The 4,226-nt window shown below is 62.1% G+C and carries 5 protein-coding genes; all 5 read right to left on the bottom strand.

Annotated features, from left to right (window positions below; translation table 11 throughout):
• Window positions 1-386 precede the first annotated feature (386 nt).
• On the bottom strand, window positions 387-647 hold the full coding sequence (locus N2315_08780) for a MoaD family protein (GenBank protein ID MCX7829270.1): 261 nt from the start codon (window positions 645-647) through the stop codon (window positions 387-389).
• A 33-nt stretch (window positions 648-680) separates the two neighbouring features.
• Window positions 681-2,492: an aldehyde ferredoxin oxidoreductase family protein gene (locus N2315_08785; protein ID MCX7829271.1), complete on the bottom strand. Its 1,812-nt coding sequence runs from the start codon at window positions 2,490-2,492 to the stop codon at window positions 681-683.
• The gene (locus N2315_08790; GenBank protein MCX7829272.1) at window positions 2,493-2,975 is read right to left on the bottom strand and encodes a 4Fe-4S dicluster domain-containing protein; all 483 of its coding nucleotides are present in this window, start codon (window positions 2,973-2,975) and stop codon (window positions 2,493-2,495) included.
• Window positions 2,976-3,070: 95 nt separating this feature from the next.
• Window positions 3,071-3,793, bottom strand: a complete 723-nt coding sequence (locus tag N2315_08795) for a 2Fe-2S iron-sulfur cluster-binding protein (GenBank protein ID MCX7829273.1) — start codon at window positions 3,791-3,793, stop codon at window positions 3,071-3,073.
• The coding region (locus tag N2315_08800) for a 4Fe-4S binding protein (GenBank protein MCX7829274.1) at window positions 3,790-4,226 on the bottom strand (437 nt) is incomplete at its 5' end. The genes N2315_08795 and N2315_08800, both read right to left, overlap by 4 nt.

The raw sequence follows: 4,226 nt of genomic DNA on the forward strand, positions 1-4,226 counted from the left end.
CCTAAGGCCAACGGACATAAGATACCCCCCATACTACAAACCCAAAGACAAAACAATCGATAGGCCACGGGAAGCTAGTTTGCAAAAACCGCCATGGAGACTCAAAATTCAAGACACAACCCATTTTAATCGAAATGGCAATTTGCGCACCACAGGGGCATCAAGCATGACCGCCAAGGGGCCCCGCCTTAAGGCCCTAAGACCCGCCCAAAGGACACTGAAGCATACCCCAGGACATCGCCGAAGCCCCTTGAAGTAAGTCCCACGAAGACACGAAAAAGCCGAGGCCGGGAGGGACTTCGCCCCCCGCCTCGGCTTCAGACCCCATCGCCATGGGGCCCGCATCCCAGCAACCATGCACGTTCGGGCCCTAAAAACGCCCTTGGCTACCCGCCCCCTATGACGGGAAATATGCTGACCTCGTCGCCGGGATTCAACCGGGTTTCCGCGCCGTCCAGGTGAGAGACGTGATGGCCGTTAACCAGCACTATAACCTGGTCCGACATGGACCCGTCCTTGAGAACCGCCTGCCGGAAGCCCTGACCATACCGGCAGGACAGCTCCTCCAAAAGCTCCCTCACCGTGGGAGCCTGGGCCTGATCCTCCTTGCGGCCCGTAATGTCCCTGAAGGTGGCGAAGAACAGCACCCTCAACGGCAGATCACCTTATCCAATTATCAATTATCCAATAATCCACTCAAGGCCCAGCTCCCGCAGCTTGGCCTCCGTGGGCACCCCTTCGGGGGTCCAACCCCTCACCTCGTAGTACTTGGGCAGCATCTCCGGCACCCGGCTGACCTTACCCTTGTGGGGCCCTTCGGGCAGGGGCTCCGAGGTCATCCTGGGCGGCAGCACGTCGTCGGCGGCGGAGAAGCCCTCCTTGAGGTTGAAGAGGCGCTCCATGTTCCATATCCTCTCCCCTATCTTCATCAGGTCCTCCGGCGAGTAGTCGATCCCGACGGCGGTTGAGAGCTGCTCCGCTATCTCCTGGGCCCCTATGCCGAAGGTGGTAAAAAGGCACATGCCCACGGAATCCACCACCGCAGTGAGGTCCTGGAAGGCCTTGTCCCAGACGGGCTTCTCCTCTATGGATTGAGGATCCAGCTTCTGAGGCACCCCCAAAATCTCCGGGGATATGGTGTAGCCCCTCACGTGGCAGGCCCCCCGGTTGCTGGTGGCGTAGTTCAAACCTATCCCCTGGATCGCCCTGGGATCGTAGGCGGGCATCTCCTGTTTCTTGGAGGACATGGACAGCTCCGGGTGGCCGAAATGGCTCGCCAAACGGTACGAACCCTGGGCCAACAGCTCCCCAAGCTTTCCCTTCCGGTAGGCCGCCGCTTCCACCATGGGGACCAGGGCGGCCCCGTTCCCAAAGCTCAGGTCGACCCCCGCCATCTCCTTGCTTATGAGCCCCATCTCGTAGAGCTCCATGGCGCAGGCTATGGTGGACCCCATGGATATGGTGTCCAACCCAAGCTCGTTGCAGCGATAGTTGGCCATGGCCACCGCGTCTATGTCGTCAACGCCGCAGTCCGCCCCGAAGGACCAGGATGTCTCGTACTCGGGGCCCTCCCCATGGTGGCCGAAGGCCTCCGCAAAGGAGACCCTGCCGCAAGCTATGCCGCAGCCGAAGCAGCCCTTGTTCCTCAAAAGCCGGCTCTCCCGCTGGGCCTCGCCGCTTATCCGGTCCGCCCCTTCGAAGACCCCGGTCCTGAAGTTCCTGGTGGGCAGCCCGCCGTTCTGGTTCAATATGTTGACCAACACGTTGGTGCCGTAAAGGGGAAGCCCGCTCCCGGTGACCGGATGCTTGGCCAGCTTATCCCTGGCAACCGCCACGGCCTTGAGGAAATCCTCCCCCTTGGCCACCTTTATCCCCTTCGTGCCCCGCACCACCAGGGCCTTGAGGTTCTTGGAACCCATGACCGCCCCCATACCTCCCCGGCCGGGGGCCCGGTGCTTGTCGTTTATTATGTTGGCTATGAGGGACAGGTTCTCCCCCGCGGGGCCTATGACCGCCACCTTGGCCTCCGGGTCGGTGAGCTCCAAAAGTTTATCCGTGGCCTCGTGGGTCTCAAGACCCCATATGCCCTCCGCATCCCTTATCTCCACCTGGTCGTTGTTTATGTACACGTACACCGGCTTAGGGGAGCGGCCCTCCAACACCACCATGTCCCAACCGGCGTACTTGAGCTCCGGCCCAAAGTAACCGCCGGAGTTGGCGGCCCCGATGGTGCCGGTTAGGGGACTCTTGGCCACCACGTTGAACCGCCCCGCCGACGCCGCCAGGGTGCCGGTGAGGGGGCCTGTGACGAAGTAGAGGCTGTTGCCCTCCGACAGGGGATCCACCGAAGGACCCACCTCCTCGAAGTAGTAGCGGGTCCCCAAACCCCTTCCGCCAAGGTAGTCCCTGGCCCACTCCTCCTTCAACGGCTCGGCGCTGAAGGTATGGTCCGTAAGGTTTATCCTGAGCACTCTCCCAACCCAGCCGTTCATCTACTCCTTCACCTCCTCAAGGGCATCGGCTATGCGCTTGGCGAACCTCTTCTTCTTAGAGACCACCGCGGCGTCCGCCGGCATGTACTCTATGGCCTTGGTGGGGCATATGCCCGCGCACTTGGGATCCCCGCCGCACTGGTCGCACTTCACTACCCCCTTGCTGGACCTGTCGTAGGACACGTTGCCGAAGGGACAGGCCATGACGCACATCCTGCAGCCTATGCACTTGTCCCTGTCGAACTCCACCAACCCGGAGGAAGACTTGTAAAGCGCCTGGGTCTTGCAGGCCTTTGCGCAAGGGGCGTCATCGCACTGAAAACACATCATGGGGACGTTCTGCCCCCGCTCGAACCTGTGGACCCCCACCCTGCTCATGGAGGGCCTGAACTGCCCCTCCTTGTTGAAAGAGCAGGCCAACTCACAGCTGCCGCAGCCGATACAGCGCTCCGGCGTGACCAGAAGAACCTTCTCCGTCGCCATGTTAAGATCCTCCCCCCTCGTCTTGATGCGCACTGTTAATGACTCAATCGGCCCCTGCCTGGGCCGGGTCATCCCCGCAGTCCCAACGCAAGACCTCAGCCAAGGCCAAGGCTCTCCGCCTCCTGCCTCCTCCTGCAGGAAGGGCACAAGGGATCCGCAGCTCCAAGGGCCTCAAGCTGCTCCCGGGTGGCGAACCTAGCCCCGCAGGAGGGGCAGACCGCCAGCTCGAAAGTCCTTCCCCATATCTCCCTTACCCCATCGGACTCCCGGTAGGTTATGTGCCCGGTGGGACAGACCTCGGCGCAGGCAAGGCACCCCACACAGGCCGCGGGGGCTTCCTCCAGGGGAGGCCCCACGTGCCGGTCCCATCCCCTGCTGGAGAAGGATATGGCGTTGAAGCCGTTCTCAGCGCAGGCCCTTACGCACCTCATGCACCGCACGCAAAGGGCCTTGAGGTCCATCATCTCAAGGCGCCCCATGTCCATGGCCCCCCATCTCTCCGCCATGGCCTTAACCGCCGGGGAGCGTCCGTTGCGCCTTAAAAGAAGCCCTATCACGAAACGCCTTGCCTTAACCACCCTCTCGGTGTTGGTCCAAACCTCAAGCCCCTCTTCCCTCACCGGATACATGCAGGAGGCCACCAGCTTGCTGGATCCCCTGGAACTCACCTCAACCACGCATACCCTGCATGCCCCCTCGTGATGGAGCCCCCCGTGTCTGCAAAGGGCGGGCACCTCAACCCCGGCGGAAGTCAAGGCGTCGTACAGAAGCGTGTCCCTCGGAACCTCCACCTCCCGTCCATCCACCCGTATGATCACCGCTGGTTCACCTCCATCGAGGGCTCTATGGCCCCCACAGGGCAAAGGTCAAGACAGGCCCCGCATCCCTGGCAGAGGCGGGTCACCCCATACTTGCCGTCCTCCCCCTTCTCTATGGCTCCAAAGGAACACGCCCTGGCGCAGGCCCCGCAGGACACGCACAAGCTCCGATCTATGCGGGCAACGAACATGCCCCTGCAGACCCCGGACCTGCAGAACCCCTTGGACTCGTGCTCCATATACTCGTCCCTAAAGTACCGTACGGTTGACAGCACCGGGTTGGCGGCGGTCTGCCCAAGACCGCAAAGGGCCGTGTCGGACAGCGCCTCCCCCATGCGGATCAAAAGCTCCGTGTCCCCCTCCCGCCCCTTGCGGGAACAGAGGTCCGCCAGCACCTCTCGCATGGCCCTAAGGCTGTCTCTTATACACATCT

The organism is Thermanaerothrix sp., assembly GCA_026417795.1.
In the GTDB taxonomy this organism is placed as follows: domain Bacteria; phylum Synergistota; class Synergistia; order Synergistales; family Synergistaceae; genus Thermanaerovibrio.

Coding starts and splice junctions, on each gene's coding strand:
- N2315_08790 (MCX7829272.1), bottom strand. CDS start 2,975: ATGGCGACGGAGAAGGTTCTTCTGGTCACGCCGGAGCGCTGTATCGGC.
- N2315_08785 (MCX7829271.1), bottom strand. CDS start 2,492: ATGAACGGCTGGGTTGGGAGAGTGCTCAGGATAAACCTTACGGACCAT.